Raw genomic sequence first — 2,477 nt, forward strand, 5'->3', positions numbered from 1 at the left:
ATATAATAGATTACAATAAAGATAAAATCCGAAAGGAGGTACAAAATCCGCAATGGGAGTTTTGAAAACAGTAGGATAATTTTAAATATAAAGTTCATAGATAATTGCAAATTTAACGATAATAAACTTTATGATTGGCTCTATTTTTGTTAATTTGCATCGAATAAATAATAAAAAAGAATGAAAAACACCCATTTCAAGATTTTAGTTTTCTCTTCACTGCTTATTACAAGTTTAGCATGTTCGCAGAAATCGAATCAATTGAAACCCAAAACAGACACCGATAAATCGTTAATTGTAAAATCTGATAGTACCGCTATTTTAGAAGCTAAGAAAAAAGTGGCTGCAGAAGAAAAAGCCAAACTTCCCAAACCTTATAATGACAAAGAAAATGCCGAAGCCAAAATCGCTGAATTAATAAAACAAGCGAAAGCAGAACATAAAAATGTCATGATTCAAGCTGGTGGGAACTGGTGTATTTGGTGTTTAAGATTTAATCAGTTTGTGCAAACCACACCTGAATTAAAGAAAATTGTCGATAAAAACTATGTGTATTATCATTTAAATTATTCTCCAGAAAATAAAAATGAAAAAGTTTTTGCAAAATATGATAATCCTGGTGCCAAATACGGTTATCCTGTTTTCATTGTTTTAGATGAAAATGGAAAATTGATTCATACGCAAGACAGTTCTGTTTTGGAAGAAGGGAAAGGATATGGTTTAGAAAAAACGAAAGCATTTTTTACAGAATGGTCGCCGAAATAAAATTGAAAAAAGTCTCGTAATTTATTTAACGAGACTTTTTTTAATACTATTTTCCAATTAAATGATTTAAAAGAATGGACTTCAGAAGGTCAAGAATAAGTTTTAGACCTCGATATTTTTCCTTAAATTTGTGCAAGTAAAAAGTAAAAAAGAAAGCATGAATTCCTACAAAAATCCTCTTGAAGAACGCTATTCAAGTGAGGAAATGCTCTATAATTTTTCGCCAAACAACAAGTTTCGGAACTGGCGAAAATTGTGGATTGCACTCGCCGAAATCGAAAAAGATTTGGGTCTCGAAATTTCCGACGAGCAAATCGCTCAGCTTAAAGAACACTCCGACATCATCGATTACGAAAAAGCTGCTGTGTACGAGAAAAAATTCCGTCACGATGTGATGGCGCATGTTCACACGTATGGCGACGCTGCGCCTTTGGCAAAAGGAATTATTCATCTCGGCGCAACTTCTGCGTTTGTTGGCGATAATACCGACTTAATTCAAATGCGTGACGGTTTGTTATTATTAAGAAACCAAATGGTGAATGTGATAAAAAATCTTTCCGATTTTGCCTTACAATACAAAGATTTGCCGACTCTTGGTTTTACGCATTATCAACCCGCACAATTAACGACCGTTGGGAAACGAGCAACACTTTGGCTTCAATCTTTAATTCTCGACTTTGAAGAACTCGAATTTTTCCTTGAAACATTAAGATTTCGAGGCGTAAAAGGAACTACCGGAACTGCGGCAAGTTTTCTTGAACTTTTCAACGGCGATTATTCCAAAGTAAAACATTTGGATAAAGAACTTTCAAAACGATTCGGCTTCGAGAAAGTTTTCGGTGTTTCAGGACAAACTTACGACCGGAAAATTGATGCAAAAGTGATGGCTTTGCTTTCGAATATTGCTCAATCTGCGCATAAATTCACCAATGATTTACGGCTTTTGCAGAATTTAAAAGAAATAGAAGAACCTTTCGAGAAAAACCAAATCGGTTCCTCGGCGATGGCTTACAAACGAAATCCGATGCGCAGCGAAAGAATCGGAGCATTATCAAAATTCGTGATGTCGCTTTCTTCAAGTTCTGCAATGGTGGCTGCAACGCAATGGTTTGAAAGAACTTTGGACGATTCGGCGAACAAAAGACTCGCGATTCCGCAATCTTTTTTGGCAGTTGATGCGATTTTGTTGATTTGGAATAATATCATGAACGGAATTGTGGTTTACGAAAACCGTATCAATAAACATATTATGGATGAACTTCCGTTTATGGCAACCGAATATATTATTATGGAAGAAGTGAAAGCAGGCGGCGATCGGCAGGAAATTCACGAAACCATCCGGGTTCATTCCATGGAAGCTTCAAAAAAAGTGAAAGAAGAAGGAAAAGAAAACGATTTGCTCGAAAGAATTTTGAACGATCATTCTTTAAAACTCGATAAATCAAAATTGATGGAAGTTCTCGACCCGAAAAATTTCATTGGTTTTGCGCCCATTCAAACCGAAGAGTTTATCGAAAATGAAGTGCAACCGATTTTACAAAAATATGCCGACGTTATCGGATTAAAAGCCGACCTTAAAGTATAAATTATGAATGCAGTCTTTTTGGCTGCATTTTTATTTTGTTAAGATTTTCGAAATGAAGAATTTTGACAAATTTAGAAAGACAAAACAAGCCACGAAGTGGCGAAATCAATAGCAAAGGGTGAAGCCC

General features: G+C 35.4%; 2 protein-coding genes. Both read left to right on the top strand.

The genetic code is table 11. The annotated features are described in order from the left end of the window. Nucleotides 1-180 precede the first annotated feature (180 nt). Entirely contained in the window at nt 181-765 is a 585-nt protein-coding gene (locus tag WBY99_RS12305; RefSeq protein WP_423976631.1) for a thioredoxin family protein, read from the top strand. Nucleotides 766-922: 157 nt separating this feature from the next. Then, the gene (gene purB / locus WBY99_RS12310) at nt 923-2,350 is read left to right on the top strand and encodes an adenylosuccinate lyase (RefSeq protein ID WP_423976632.1); all 1,428 of its coding nucleotides are present in this window, start codon (nt 923-925) and stop codon (nt 2,348-2,350) included. Nucleotides 2,351-2,477: the final 127 nt, after the last annotated feature.

Source organism: Kaistella sp., assembly GCF_049588135.1.
In the GTDB taxonomy this organism is placed as follows: domain Bacteria; phylum Bacteroidota; class Bacteroidia; order Flavobacteriales; family Weeksellaceae; genus Kaistella.